Consider the following 12645-nt stretch of genomic DNA (forward strand, 5'->3'; position numbering starts at 1 on the left):
GCGGCGCACGCCCCGACACCGCCGAGCGCCGAGCCGCCGCCGCTGCCGACCCAGACCCAGTGGTTCATCGGCGTCGACGGGCAGCGGCAGGGCCCGTTCGACCTCGGTGGGCTGGCCGCCCAGGTGGCCGCCGGCACGCTGGGCCCGGAGACGCTGGCCTGGCGGGCCGGCATGGCACAGTGGCAGCCCGCCGGGCAGCTTCCCGAGCTCGCCTCGGTGCTGGCCAGCGTTCCGCCGCCGCTGCCGCCGCGATGAGCGGCGCGACCGTCCCGCCGGCGTTCGGATGCGGCAACTGCGGCGCCCGGGTGGAGTACGCACCGGGCGCGGCAGTGCTGCGCTGCCCGTACTGCGGCAGCCAGCAGGAGATCGCCGGAGCCGGCCGGGAGGTACGCGAGCACGCGTACGCCCAGTTGGCGACGCTGGCGCGCAAGCCGGCGGCGCAGGTCGGCGCGTACACCTTCGTCTGCCCGGGCTGCGGTGCCCGCACCGAGAGCAACGCGCTGGCCAAGCGGTGCCAGTTCTGCGCCGCGCCACTGGTGGCCGACCACGCGACGGGCAGCCTCATCGCCCCGGAGGGGGTGCTGCCGTTCCAGGTCGACCGCGCCGGTGTGCGGACGGCTCTGAGCACCTGGTGCCGCAGCCGCTGGTTCGCGCCGAACAGCCTGAAGAAGGTCAGCGAGGCGGAGACGCTCAAGGGCACGTACCTGCCGCACTGGACGTTCGACGCGCGGACCGTGTCGCAGTACCGGGGGCAGCGCGGCCAGCACTACTGGGTCACCGAGACGTACACGGTGATCGTCGACGGCAAGGCGGAGACGCGGACCCGGCAGGTACGCCACACCCGGTGGTATCCGGCCGGCGGCACGGTCCGGCGGGACTTCGACGACGTGCTGGTCCCGGCCACCCGGTACCTGCCGGAGCAGCAGCTGGACCGGTTGGCCCCGTGGCCGCTGACCGAGGCGGTCGCGTACCACGGGGACTACCTGGCCGGTTACCACGCGCTGCGCTACGACACCGAGCCCGAGGCGGGGCTGGCCACGGCGAAGACCCGGATGGCGCCGGTCATCCAGGGTGACTGCCGCAGCGACATCGGTGGCGACGAACAGCGCGTCGACTCCGTCGACACCAGCTACTCGGACGTGACGTACAAGCTGATGCTGTTGCCGGTCTGGATCGCCGCCTACCTGCACGCCGGGCGGTCGTACCAGATCCTGGTCAACGCCCGCACCGGCGAGGTGATCGGCGAACGCCCGTACAGCAAGGTGAAGATCGCTGCCGCGGTGCTGGCCGCGCTGGCGCTGGTCGCCGCGATCGTGCTGGCGTTCGCGCTGGGTCGGTAGGAGCCGCGCGGGTCTCGGACGCCGCCGCGTACCTCACGCGGCGGCGATCTGGATCTTGCGACCGACGCCGGCCCGGAACTGCGCCATCGCGTCGGCGTACTTCTCCAGCGGGAACCGGTGGCTGATGAAGACGGCCGGGTCCAGGACCCCGACGGCGAAGAGTTCGGCGGCACGTTCGAAGCTGTGCAGCACGGCCATCGAGCCGGTGACGGTGATCTCCTTGTTGTAGATGCGGTAGGGCTCGACCGGCACCCGGGTGGCGTACTCGGAGACGCCGAACTGGAGGAACGTGCCGGCCGGCGCGACCCGGCCCAGGCCGTCGGAGATGGCGGCCTGCACGCCGGTGCAGTCGATCACCACGTCCCAGCCACGCGGCCGGTCCAGGTCGTCGGCGCCCGCCGCGCTCGCCGAACAGCCCAGCGCGACGGCGGTGGCGAGGCGGTCGGCGTTCGGGTCGACCACGCTGACCGTGGCCGCGCCGCACCGTTTGGCCAGTTCGAGCATCATCAGGCCCATCGTGCCGGCCCCGTAGATCAGGTAGTGGTCGGCGAGCCGCCGGGGCAGCACGTCGAAGCCGCGTACCGCGCAGGAGAGCGGTTCGATCAGGGCCGCGTCGGCCGGGGCGACGCCCTCGGGCAGCACCACGCAGTTGCGGACCGGAGCGAGGGCGTACTCGGCCGCTCCCCCGGCGACGGTCACGCCGATGGCGTTCCACCGTTCGCAGAGGTTGCCCCGGGCCCGCCGGCACTGGTAGCACTCGCCGCAGTGCAGCGACGGGTCCACGGCGACCGGGTCGCCGACGCGGACCTCGGTGACGTCGCCGCCGACCGCGACCACCGTGCCGGCGAACTCGTGGCCCGGCACGATCGGGTACGCGGGCGCGAACTCGCCGTCCATGATGTGCAGGTCGGTGCCGCAGATCCCGCTGCCGGCCACCTCGACGACCACGTCCCGGGGGCCGGGCGTGGGGTCCGGTACGGACTCGACGCTGATCTGACCCGGCGTGACGATGACTGCTGCCTTCACTTGACCGCCCCCATGGAGAGTCCTCGGACGAGTTGTTTCTGGGCGATCCAGCCGGCCAACACCACCGGCAACGACACGATCGTCGCCGCCGCGCAGAGCCGGGCCAGGAACAGCCCTTCGGAGGTGATGAAGCCGACCAGGAAGATCGGCGAGGTGCCGGCCCTGGTGGCGGTGAGATTGACCGCGAGGAAGAACTCGTTCCAGCTGAAGATGAAGCAGATCAGCGCGGTGGCGGCCAGGCCGGGCGCGACGATCGGCAACAGGATCCGCCGGATGGTGACCAGCAGGCTCGCGCCGTCCATCGCCGCCGCCTCGATCAGGGCGGTCGGCACCTCCAGCATGAACGAGCGCATCATCCAGACCGCCAGCGGCAGGTTCATCGCCGTGTAGAGCACGACCAGGGTCCAGACGTTGTCCAGCATGCCGAGGTTCTGCACCAGCAGGTAGATCGGCAGCAGCGCGGCGACCACCGGCAGCATCTTGGTGCTGATGAAGAAGAACAGCACGTCACGCCACTTGGCGACCGGCCGGATGGAGAGCGCGTACGCGGCCGGGGTGGCCAGCAGCAGCACCAGCAGCGTGGACATCACGCTGGCCATCAGCGAGTTGAGCAGGTACGGCATGAGGTCCCGGTCGAAGACCTGTCGGTAGCCGTCGAGCACCGGGGTGAAGAACCAGGCCGGCGGGTTGCTCGCGGCGTCCACCTCGCGTTTGAAGCCGGTCAGCACCATCCATGCCACCGGCAGGAAGAACAACAGTCCGGCGAGCCAGGCCAGCACGGTCCAGACCGCGCCGGTGACGCCCGCCCCGCGCCGGACCGGGGCAGCGGTACGCCTCATCGCGCGTCCTCCATCCGGAACAGACTGGAGAGCAACCGCAGCGCGAAGGTGGCGACGACGATCGTGCCGATCACCACCACCACACCGGCTGCGGCGGCCTCGCCGTACTCGAACTTGCGGAAGGTGGTCAGGTAGATCTCGTACGGCAGGTTGGTGGTGGCCCGCCCGGGACCGCCCTGGGTGATGGTGAAGACCGCGTCGAACGTCTGCACCAGGTAGATCGCGCCGAGCAGGGCGCCGAGTTCCAGGTAGGGCCGCAGGTAGGGCAGCGTGATCCGGGTGAAGGTCTGCCACGGTCCGGCGCCGTCGACCCGGGCGGCCTCCAGCGTCTCCAGGGACTGGCCCTGCAACCCGGCCAGGATGATCAGCATCATGAACGGGGTCCACTGCCAGACCAGCGAGGCGACCACGGCCACCATCGGGTACTGCGACACCCAGTCGGTGCTGCCGCCGACGATGCCGTTGATCAGGCCGTACGACGGGTTGTAGATGGCGTGCTTCCAGAGCAGTGCCGCCGCCATCGGCATCACCAGGAACGGGGTGATCAGCAGCGTCCACACGATGCCCCGGCCGGGGAACTTCCGGTCCAGCAGGAGGGCCAGGCCGAGGCCGAGCAGCACCGAGACGATCACCGACGAGGCGGTCAGCACCACGGTGTTGACCAGGGCGGCCCGCAGTCGGGCGTCGCTGAGCACGGTCGCGTAGTTGGCCAGCCCGATGAACTCCTGGCTGCCCGGACGCAACGCGTTCCAGCTCTGGGTGGACAGGTAGAGGGTGAACAGGAACGGCAGCTGGGTCACCACGATGGCGAAGACCAGGGCGGGCAGCAGCGGGGCGCGGCGGGCCCAGCGCTGTTTACGGTCCGGCCGGGTGGGACGTACGGCGGGACGCGGGCTCGCGTCCGGGTCGGTGGTGGTGGTCGTGGTCATCGATCCGCCTCACAGGGCAGGGTCGGGGCCGGCCGGTCGACCGGCCCCGACACGCGGCTACCGGTGTTTGCTGGCGGCTTCCTCGGCCAACCGCTGGCCGTCGGCGAGCGCCCGTTCGACGGTGCTCTGGCCGGCGATCGCCGCCGACACCTCCTGGGAGACCTTGGTGCCGAGGTCGGCGAACTCGGGGATGCCGACGAACTGCACCCCCAGCGCGGGCCGGGGCTGCACACCCGGGGCGACCGGGTCGGCCTCCTGGATGGACTTGAGCGTGATGTCGGCGAAGGCGCTCGCGGACTCGCGGTACTCGGCGATCTCGTAGGTGGACTGGCGCTTGCCGGCCGGTACCCGGGACCAGCCGAGCGAGCCGCCGATCAGCCGCTCGTACTCCTTGCCGGTCGCCCAGGAGATGAACTTCCAGGCGGCGTCGGCGTTCTTGGTGGTCTTCGGCATGGCCAGCGCCCAGGCCCAGAGCCAGCCCGACGAGTCGGTCTTCTCGACCGGCGCGTACACGTAGCCGACCTTGCCGGCGACGGTGCTGGAGTTGGGGTCCTCCAGGGTGCCGGCGGCGGAGGTGGCGTCGTACCACATCGCCGCCTTGCCCTGGCCGAACGTGTTCAGGCACTCGGTGAACCCGGACTGCGGTGCGCCCGGTTGACCGTGCGCGCGGAGCAGGTCGACGTAGAACGTGGTCGCCTCGGTGAACTCCGGCGCGTTGACCTTCGGCGTCCAGTCCTTCTCGAACCAGGTGCCGCCGAAGGTGTTCACCACGGTGGTCAGCGGCGCGAACAGCTCACCCCAGCCGGGCAGCCCGCGCAGGCAGATGCCGGAGATCCCCTTGTCCTTGTCGTCGAGCTGGGCGGCGAACCCGGCGACCTGCTGCCAGGTCGGGCGCTCCGGCATGGTGATGTTCTTGGCCGCGAAGAGTTCCTTGTTGTACATCAGGAACGACGACTCGCCGTAGAACGGCGCGGCGTAGAGCTTGCCGTCCTGGCCGGAGAGTGAGGCGACCATCGGTTCGAGCAGGTCGCCCTTGTCGTAGCCGGTGTCCCCGTCGGCGTACGAGCTGAGCTCGTGCAGCCAGTCGTTCTGCGCCCAGATGGGCGCCTCGTACGCGCCGATGGTGGCCACGTCGTACTGGCCGCCCTGGGTGGCGACGTCCTGGGTGACCCGGTCGCGCAGCTCGTTCTCAGGCAGGATCGTGAACCGGACGGTGATCCCGGTGTCCTTGGTGAAGTTCTCGGCGGTGACCTTGGCCAGGTCCTCCATCTGCGGGTTGCCGACCATCAGCACGGTGATGGCCGTGCCGTCGCCGGACGACCCGCCGCCGGCTCCGGAGCAGGCGGTCGAGACCAGCGCGACGGCGAGACCGACGGCGAGCGTGCCGCGCCATCGGCGCGGAGATCGTGTTCTGGGCACAGCGAACCTCCGGAAGTGGTGGTGAGGGTGAGGGTGAAGGGACGGTCGGCCGGGGCGCTCAGACGCGCAGCACCACCGGACCGAGCAGCGAGTAGCGGTGCGCCTCGGAGGCCGGCAGCGCGGTGTCCGTGACGACGGTGTCGAGGTCCGCCACGTCGGCGAACCGGCAGAAGCTGTGCCCGCCGAACTTGGTGTGCACCCCGGCGAAGACGACCCGCCGGGCCACCGCCATCACCTGGGCCTTGACGGCGGCCACGGCCGGGTCCGGTGTGGTCAGCCCGTGCTTGCGGGAGATGCCGTTGGCCCCGACGTAGGCGAGGTCGATCACGAAGCCGGCGAGCATCCGGGTGGCCCAGTGGTCGACGGTGGCCAGCGTGCGTCCGCGCACCCGGCCGCCGAGCAACAGCACCGTGACCGACGGGTACGCGGCCAGCGTCGCCGCGGTGTGCAGCGAGGCGGTCACCACGGTCAGTTGCCGGTGGGTGGGCAGCGCCTCGGCGATGAGCTGCGGGGTGTAGCCCTCGTCGATGAAGATCGACTCGGCGTCGCCGAGGTGTTCCACGGCTGCGGTGGCGATCCGTCGCTTCTCCACGACCATCCGGGTGGCCCGGGTCTCCAGGGTCGTCTCGAAGCGGGCGGTCTCCATCGGGTAGGCACCGCCGTGCGTCCGGCGGACCAGGCCCTGCTGGGCCAGCAGGCTCAGGTCACGACGGATGGTCTCCGGCGCGACGCTCAGCTCGACGGCGAGGTCGCGGACGTCGACGTCGCCCTGCCGGCGCGCCACGGCGAGGATGTGGTGGCGGCGCTGGTTCGCGTCCACTCTGTACCTCCCGTCGGCGTGTGTGTCTTTTTGTAACACCGTGGACGGTCAGGTGACTCCGGTCACATGCGGGTGATTCTGGTGGGTTTGTTGCCCGTAAGCCAGCCCGAACGGGCAGCACATAACGGCCATTGAACCTTTACCGCGCAGAACGACCGCCCGATTGGCGCCCCGGGTTGCCCGATCAGCACCCGGTGCGCCCGGTCGGGCGTCGCCTCGTCAGCTCGACGCGGGCCCGTTGTCGACCAGCCGGAAATAGGTGGTCAGCGTCGCGTCGCCGATCTCCTCGAGGATCAGCCCCCGGGTCGGCGAGTGCTGGAGGAACGCGGACAGGTTGCTGATCGCGTACGCGGGCGCGCCGCCCCGCTGCCCGTCCCGCACGATCGTGAACCGCTGCCTCGGCTCGCCCGGATCACAGGCGGCACCCACCACGCGCAACGGCGCACTGCCCGAGGAGCGCGACTCCCAGCAGGTGTCCCCCGCCCCGGCGACCCGGACCAGATAGGTGTCCCCGCCCTGCGGCACGAAGACGAAGAGCTGGTCGCCCTCGTCCCCGTCGACCTCGCCGAGACCACCCTCGTCGCGCATCGACACCCCGCCGATCCCGTCGACCCGCACGACGGTGGCCCGGCGCTGCCCGGACAGCACCCCGCCGGCGCCCACCGGCGGCGCACCGGTGGTGCCCGAGGCGGGACTCGACGGGTCCGTGACGGACGGCCGAGAGCCATTCGGCGCGGGGCGCGACGACGTGGTGGACGGACTCGACGAGCCGGTGGGGGGACCGACCACGTCGGGACTCGGCGTGGCCCCGGGTGGGCCGGTGGCCGGGACGGGGGTCGGTCCCGCCGGCCCGACCGGGATGGTGTGCGGCGGCCCGGCGAGGCGGATGGCGGCGGTGCCGGCACCGAGCGCGGCGACCAGGAGGACACCGACCGTGACGGTCGCGACGTGCCGTCGACGGCGTCGGGTGTCCCCCCGGCGCCGGATCTCGGCGGCGGGGTGGACCCGGCCCTGCCCGCCGTGCCGGGCCAACCCGCGCAGGGCGTCGTCCAGCTCGCGGTCAGCGGTCATGTCCCCTCCCCCCGCTGGTCACCTGGTGCTCGTCGTCGCCCAGGTGGGCGGCGAGGGCGCGTCGCCCCCGGGCGAGCCGCGTCTTGACGGTGTTCACGTTGGTGCCCGCCTCGGTGGCGATCTCCGCCACGCTGAGGCCCACCAGATGGTGCAGGACCACCACCCGGCGCTGGTCTGCGGGGATGCGGCGCAGCGCGGCCACGATCGCGACGTGGTCGACCGAGCTGCCCTCGACGCGCTCCTCGGCGGCGTGCCGTCGGTGGGCCGTGAGCCGGTTGACCGTCTTGCGCCAGGCGCTGACCGCCACCCGGTACGCGACGCTGCGCACCCACGCCTCCGGGCTGTCGCACTCGCGGACGGTCGCCCACCGGTCCCAGGCCCGGGCGTACGCCTCCGCCACCGCGTCCTCCGCCTCGGCCCGACGGCCGATCATGGCGTAGAGGTGGCCCAGCACCCGCTGGGCCGACGCGGAGTAGAAGGCGTCGAACTCGTCAGCGTCGCGCATCGATCACGGTCTCCAGCCGATCCGGTCGCTCCTGGTCATGCCGCATCCCCGCCGGACGTCAGCCCTGCCGTGGCGCGGGCCCGGTGTCGTTGAACCGGAAGCTGTCGAACGGCGCCGCGTCGCCCAACTCCTCCAGGATCAGCCCGTTGCGCGCCGTGGTCCGCAGGTAGGCCCAACTGTTGCTGATCACGAACTCGCGGGCACCGCCACCCTGCGCCCTGGTGATGACGAACCGCTGGAGCGGGTCACCGGCCCGGCAGGTGGCGCCCCGCACCACCAGCGGTCGGGCGTTGCCCGGGTTGTGCGTCTGCCAGCAGACCGGCTGCCCGGTGCCGCCGCCGTAGTACGACTTGATGAGGTACTCCTGCCCGCCCAGCGGGGTCGGCACGAACACCTGCCGTCCCCGGTCGTCGTCCACCTCGGCCAGCCGTCCCCCGTCGAGCAACGACAGCCCGGACTCGAACGCGCCGACCCGGACGATCGTGACCCGACGCGTGCCGGAGAGTACCGGCTCCACGGTCGGCGTCGGCGTCGGCTTCGGCTTCGGCGTCGCCGCGACGAACGGCGCCGCCATCGCCAGCGGCTCGACCGCCGGTGGCGCACTCTCGGACGCCGACGCCACCCCGTACACACCCACTGCGGCGGCGACCAGCGCCACCAGGCCCGTACCGGCGAGCCACCTACTCGTCACCATCATGGCCTCCCACCTTCCGGCTACCGCCCCGAGCCCGTCCGACCGGTCCGGGTGTCGGTCCGTACAGCCTGATGACGCCTGGCACGCCGCGGTGGTTTCACCACGACGCACGATCACTCTGCGTACGGATTTCGGGTACGCATCGACGACTTCTTCCCTTTGCGTGACCGAGGCAATACGGTAAGTCGGCTGCCGGGCCGCGAACCGGAGGGTTCCCCATGACGGAGTACGACTATGTGGTGGTCGGCGCGGGTTCGGCCGGCTGCGTACTGGCCAACCGCCTGACCGAGGACCCCGGTGTCCGGGTGCTGGTGATCGAGGCCGGCGGTTGGGACGGTAGCCCGTGGGTGCGCATCCCCAAGGGCTTCAGCCGGCTGATGGACGACCGGCGCACCGCCTGGCACTACCCCGCCGAGGTGCGCTCCGGCCGGCAGGAGATCTGGCAGCGGGGACGCCTGATCGGCGGTTCCAGCTCGATCAACGGCATGGTGTACGCCCGGGGCGACCGGCTCGACTACGACCAGTTGGAACGCCTCGGCAACCCCGGCTGGGGCTGGGACACCATGCTGCCGATCTTCAAGCGGCTGGAGGACAACCCGCTCGGTGCCTCCGACGTACGCGGAGCCGGTGGCCCGTTGCGGCTCTCCACCGCCACCGCCACCGACGAGGTCAGCGAGGAGACCATCGCGGCCGGGGAGGAACTCGGCTGGCACCGCACGGACGACCTGAACGCCGGTGACGGCGAGCGGATCGGCTACCTGATGGCCACCATCCGCGACGGCCGCCGCAGCAGTGCCGCCGACGCCTTCCTGCACCCGGTCCGGCATCGGCCCAACCTGCACGTCGCGGTGAACACGGTGGTCCGCCGGGTGATCGTGGAGAACGGTCGCGCCGTCGGCGTGCACGCGCACCGGAGCGGGCAACCGGTCGACTTCCGGGCCCGGGCGGAGGTGGTCCTCGCCGCCGGGGCGATCGCCACCCCGCACCTGTTGCAGGTCTCCGGGATCGGCCCGGCCGACACGCTGCGCCGGGCCGGGGTCGACGTGCTGCTCGACCGGCCCCGGGTCGGTGCCGGGATGCGGGAGCACCGGACCACCCCGATCCAGTTCCGGCTGACCGGTCGGGTCGGCTACAACCCGCGTCTGCGCGGGCCGCTCGGGCAGGGTCGGGAGATGCTGCGCTACCTGCTGACCCGCCGAGGTCCGCTGGCCCTGCCGGTGTACGACGTCGGCGCGTACCTCCGCTCCACGCCCTCCGCCGGGCATCCGGACGCGCAGTTGCTGGTCGCGCCCTTCTCGGCGGCACCCCGACGGCCCGGACGGGCGCTGGAGCTGGAGGCCGAGTCGGGGCTGATGGCGCAGGTCACGGTGACCCGGCCGGAGAGCGAGGGCAGCCTCGCCATCACCTCCGCCGACCCGGAGGCTCCGCCCCGGATCGTCGCCGGCTACTTCGACGCGGCGCACGACCGGCGGGTGGCCGTGGACGCCTTCCGGCGGGCCCGGGAACTCTTCGCCACCGGCCCGATCGCCAAGCGGATCTCGATGGAGACGCTGCCCGGCCCGGCGGTCCGCGAGGACGACGAGATCATCCAGGCGGGGCTGGCGCTCGGGTACTGCGGCTACCACGCGGTCGGCACCTGCGCGATGGGGCCGGGCGACGACTTCGTGGTGGATCCGCAGCTGCGGGTACGGGGCGTCGCGAGCCTGCGCGTGGTGGACGCCTCGGTGCTGCCGACCCTGGTCAGTGGTTATCTCAACGCACCGGTGATGGCACTGGCGTGGCGCGCCGCGGACCTCATCCGAGCCGCCTGACGACGGTATGCTTCCGCCACCGTCCATCTTGGAGTCGTACATGTTCTCGATGCGTCGCGCACGGCTGGTCAGCCGCCTGCTCGCCCTCACCCTCGTCGGCACGGTGCTGTCCGCCGCACCGGCCGGCGCCGCCCCGACACAGATGTCGTCGCCCCCGGGGTGGACGACCGTGCCCGGCACCACCCCCGCGCTGTCCCGGCCGGCAGCCGCCGTCTACGGAGGCGACGTGCACCTGGTCGCCGAAGGCCCCGGCGACAGCGTGGTGCACAACCGGTACTCCATGCAGACCGCGGCCTGGTCGGGCTGGCAGACCGTGCCGGGCCTGGCCCAGGCGGCCTCCGCCCCGGCCCTGATCCTCTACGGCGACGGGCTGCACGTCTTCGTCCGGGGGCCGGCGGGCACCATCCGGACCGCCCACTACTCGCTGACGACCGCGAGTTGGTCCGCCTGGTCGACGGTGCCCGGGTCGGGCGCGACCACGTCGGAGCCGGCTGTCGCGGTGTACGGCGGTCACCTGCACCTGTTCGTCCGGGCAACGCCGGGCGTCCTGCGCACGGTCCGGTACGACCAGAGCACCGGCACCTGGTCGGGCTGGTCGACGCTGGCGGGCCTCCAGGGCGCGACCTCCGCGCCGACCACCGCGGTCTACGGGGGCTGGCTCTGGGTGTTCGTCCGCAGCTCGGTCGACACCCTCCGCACCGTCCGGTACGACCTGTCCACCGACGCCTGGACGACCTGGTCCACGGTGCCCGGCTCGGCGGGTACGCCGTCCGGCCCGGCCGCCGAGGTGTACGGCGGCGACCTGCGGTTGTACGTCAGCGACGTCGACACCGGCACGGTCCGCACCGCCGCGTACACGCTGAACACCTCCACCTGGTCGCGATGGTCGGCGGCGACCCGCCCGGTCGACCTGGTCTCGGCGCCCGGCACCACCGTCTACGGCGGTCACGTGCACCTCTTCGTGCAGGGTTCGCAGCAGCAGGTCCACCGGTCGCTGATCGGGTAGTGACGACGGTCGGGCGGGCCGTCGGCGCGACGGCCCGCCCGCACCCGACGACCGGGTGGTCACCCACGCCCGACCGGCTGTGAGCTGCGTTACCAATACGTCGACCGGGAATCAGCACGCCGGTCGCGGGTTGGAGCCAGATATGACCGTCGCACCACTGCCTGCTCAGCGTCCGGACCGGCCGGAGATCCTCCGATGAGCGCCCCGCCGCCGGGCGCGCTGATGCCGGGCGACCTGATGAGCCCCCGGCAACGCGTACGGCTCATCCTCGTCCTCGGCTCCCTGATCGCGGTGGGGCCGCTGACCATCGACATGTATCTTCCGGCGCTGCCGGCCATCGCCGAGGACCTCGGCACCAGCTCGGCGGCGGTCCAGTTGACCCTCACCGGCACGCTGGTCGGGCTCGCCCTCGGCCAGTTGCTGATCGGCCCGCTCTCCGACGCCGTCGGTCGGCGCACGCCGCTGATCGCCGGCACCGCGCTGCACATCGTCGCCTCGGTGCTGTGCGCGCTCGCCCCGAACGTCGCCGTGCTCGGCGCGCTACGGGTCCTCCAGGGCCTGGGCGCCGCAGCCGCCGCCGTGATCGCCATGGCCGTGGTCCGTGACCTGTTCAGCGGAAGGGCCTTCGCGCAGGTGCTGTCCCGCCTGCTGCTGGTGATGGGAGCCGCTCCGGTGCTCGCGCCCACGCTCGGCAGCGAACTGCTGCGCTGGACGCGGTGGCAGGGTGTCTTCGCCGCGCTGGCCGTCTTCGGCGTCCTGCTGATGCTGGTCGCCGTCTTCGGCCTGCGGGAGACGTTGCCGCCGGCCCGCCGTCAGCGCGGCGGGGTGGTGTCCACCGCCCGCCTCTACCGCTCGCTGCTGCACGACCGGCCCTTCGTCGGGCTGGTGCTCGTGGCCGGGCTGGCGATGTCGTCGATCTTCGCCTACGTCAGCGGCTCCTCCTTCGTCCTGCAGGAGCAGTACGGCCTCGACGAGCAGCAGTTCGGGTTCGCCTTCGGCGCGGGCTCGATCGGCCTGATCGCGGCCACCCAGGCCAACGTACGTCTGCTGCGGCGCTATCCGCCGCAGCGGATCCTGGCCGGCGCCCTGCTGGCGGGTACGGTCGCCGGTCTGGTGCTGCTCGGTCTGGCCACGACCGGGCTCGGTGGCCTGCCGGCGCTGCTCGCGGCGCTCTGGGCCGGGCTC

13 protein-coding genes are annotated in these 12645 nt (G+C 72.1%); 5 read left to right on the forward strand and 8 right to left on the reverse strand.

The window, feature by feature from the left end; all coding sequences use genetic code 11:
• Both EYA84_RS15405 and EYA84_RS15410 read left to right on the forward strand, forming a co-directional pair.
• Positions 1-255, forward strand: a 255-nt coding sequence (locus tag EYA84_RS15405; RefSeq protein ID WP_131053764.1) for a DUF4339 domain-containing protein, incomplete at its 5' end; no start/stop codon positions are given.
• Positions 252-1340, forward strand: coding sequence for a hypothetical protein (locus tag EYA84_RS15410; RefSeq protein WP_131053765.1), 1089 nt, complete (start codon positions 252-254; stop codon positions 1338-1340). The genes EYA84_RS15405 and EYA84_RS15410, both read left to right, overlap by 4 nt.
• Positions 1341-1373: 33 nt before the next feature.
• Here EYA84_RS15410 and EYA84_RS15415 read toward each other — a convergent pair whose 3' ends face one another.
• The 8 genes from EYA84_RS15415 to EYA84_RS15450 all read right to left on the reverse strand — a co-directional run bounded on the left by EYA84_RS15415 (position 1374) and on the right by EYA84_RS15450 (position 8646).
• Positions 1374-2366, reverse strand: coding sequence for a zinc-dependent alcohol dehydrogenase family protein (locus tag EYA84_RS15415; RefSeq protein WP_131053766.1), 993 nt, complete (start codon positions 2364-2366; stop codon positions 1374-1376).
• Complete coding sequence (locus tag EYA84_RS15420; protein WP_131053767.1) at positions 2363-3205, reverse strand: carbohydrate ABC transporter permease; 843 nt, start codon at positions 3203-3205, stop codon at positions 2363-2365. The genes EYA84_RS15415 and EYA84_RS15420 overlap by 4 nt, the downstream gene beginning before the upstream one ends.
• A complete protein-coding gene (locus tag EYA84_RS15425; protein WP_131053768.1) occupies positions 3202-4134 on the reverse strand; it encodes a carbohydrate ABC transporter permease in 933 nt (310 codons plus the stop codon). Before EYA84_RS15425 ends, EYA84_RS15420 begins: the two co-directional genes overlap by 4 nt.
• 57 nt (positions 4135-4191) lie before the next feature.
• Complete coding sequence (locus tag EYA84_RS15430; protein WP_131053769.1) at positions 4192-5553, reverse strand: sugar ABC transporter substrate-binding protein; 1362 nt, start codon at positions 5551-5553, stop codon at positions 4192-4194.
• Positions 5554-5611: 58 nt separating this feature from the next.
• Positions 5612-6373, reverse strand: a complete 762-nt coding sequence (locus EYA84_RS15435; protein ID WP_131053770.1) for a DeoR/GlpR family DNA-binding transcription regulator — start codon at positions 6371-6373, stop codon at positions 5612-5614.
• Positions 6374-6592: 219 nt separating this feature from the next.
• The gene (locus tag EYA84_RS15440) at positions 6593-7444 is read right to left on the reverse strand and encodes an RICIN domain-containing protein (protein ID WP_131053771.1); all 852 of its coding nucleotides are present in this window, start codon (positions 7442-7444) and stop codon (positions 6593-6595) included.
• Entirely contained in the window at positions 7434-7949 is a 516-nt protein-coding gene (locus tag EYA84_RS15445; RefSeq protein ID WP_131053772.1) for a sigma-70 family RNA polymerase sigma factor, read from the reverse strand. The genes EYA84_RS15440 and EYA84_RS15445 overlap by 11 nt, the downstream gene beginning before the upstream one ends.
• Before the next feature lie 58 nt (positions 7950-8007).
• Complete coding sequence (locus EYA84_RS15450) at positions 8008-8646, reverse strand: hypothetical protein (protein WP_236145785.1); 639 nt, start codon at positions 8644-8646, stop codon at positions 8008-8010.
• A gap of 215 nt (positions 8647-8861) precedes the next feature.
• Between EYA84_RS15450 and EYA84_RS15455 the strand changes: the two genes are divergently transcribed.
• The 3 genes from EYA84_RS15455 to EYA84_RS15465 all read left to right on the forward strand — a co-directional run.
• Positions 8862-10454 (forward strand): GMC family oxidoreductase, encoded by a 1593-nt coding sequence (locus EYA84_RS15455; protein WP_131053773.1) that lies wholly within the window; start codon positions 8862-8864, stop codon positions 10452-10454.
• 49 nt (positions 10455-10503) lie between these two features.
• On the forward strand, positions 10504-11460 hold the full coding sequence (locus tag EYA84_RS15460; protein WP_131053774.1) for a hypothetical protein: 957 nt from the start codon (positions 10504-10506) through the stop codon (positions 11458-11460).
• 195 nt (positions 11461-11655) lie between these two features.
• Positions 11656-12645 (forward strand): multidrug effflux MFS transporter (locus tag EYA84_RS15465; RefSeq protein WP_394347573.1); only part of this gene is annotated, 990 nt, incomplete at its 3' end.

The sequence above is a fragment of the Verrucosispora sp. SN26_14.1 genome (assembly GCF_004307965.1).
Taxonomy (GTDB): domain Bacteria; phylum Actinomycetota; class Actinomycetes; order Mycobacteriales; family Micromonosporaceae; genus Micromonospora.

Coding starts and splice junctions, on each gene's coding strand:
- EYA84_RS15460 (WP_131053774.1), top strand. CDS start 10,504: ATGCGTCGCGCACGGCTGGTCAGCCGCCTGCTCGCCCTCACCCTCGTC.
- EYA84_RS15425 (WP_131053768.1), bottom strand. CDS start 4,134: ATGACCACGACCACCACCACCGACCCGGACGCGAGCCCGCGTCCCGCC.
- EYA84_RS15440 (WP_131053771.1), bottom strand. CDS start 7,444: ATGACCGCTGACCGCGAGCTGGACGACGCCCTGCGCGGGTTGGCCCGG.
- EYA84_RS15445 (WP_131053772.1), bottom strand. CDS start 7,949: ATGCGCGACGCTGACGAGTTCGACGCCTTCTACTCCGCGTCGGCCCAG.
- EYA84_RS15410 (WP_131053765.1), top strand. CDS start 252: ATGAGCGGCGCGACCGTCCCGCCGGCGTTCGGATGCGGCAACTGCGGC.
- EYA84_RS15450 (WP_236145785.1), bottom strand. CDS start 8,646: ATGATGGTGACGAGTAGGTGGCTCGCCGGTACGGGCCTGGTGGCGCTG.
- EYA84_RS15455 (WP_131053773.1), top strand. CDS start 8,862: ATGACGGAGTACGACTATGTGGTGGTCGGCGCGGGTTCGGCCGGCTGC.
- EYA84_RS15420 (WP_131053767.1), bottom strand. CDS start 3,205: ATGAGGCGTACCGCTGCCCCGGTCCGGCGCGGGGCGGGCGTCACCGGC.